This window comes from Methylobacterium nigriterrae (assembly GCF_037106235.1).
GTDB classification, from domain to species: Bacteria; Pseudomonadota; Alphaproteobacteria; order Rhizobiales; family Beijerinckiaceae; genus Methylobacterium; species Methylobacterium nigriterrae.
Genome location: NZ_JBAWTG010000675.1, coordinates 1 through 311 on the forward strand (window position 1 = coordinate 1; position 311 = coordinate 311).

The 311-nt window shown below is 74.0% G+C and carries 1 protein-coding gene; it reads left to right on the top strand.

All coding sequences use genetic code 11. The features are described 5' to 3' along the window. On the top strand, window positions 1-311 hold a 311-nt coding region (locus WDW90_RS38685), incomplete at both ends, for an MOSC domain-containing protein (RefSeq protein WP_431311222.1).

Sequence of the window (311 nt, forward strand, 5' to 3'; positions counted from 1 at the left end):
GCGAGGCTGGAGGAGGTGATCCGGCGGACGCTGCCCGACGCGCTGCGCGGCGAGCCGCGCGTGCTCGCGGCGCCCCCGCAATACCGGGTCACCGATTCCGCCACCGGCTTCGTCTCGCTGATCAACCTCGCCAGCGTGCGTGCCATCGAGGATTTCGTCGGGGCGCCGGTCGACCCCCTGCGCTTCCGCGGCAACCTGATGGTGGAGGGCCTGGAGCCATGGGCCGAGCTTGCCCTGGTCGGCGCCGGTCTCGAGGGCGAGGACGGGCTGCGCCTGCGCATCACCCAGCGCACGCAGCGCTGCGCGGCGAC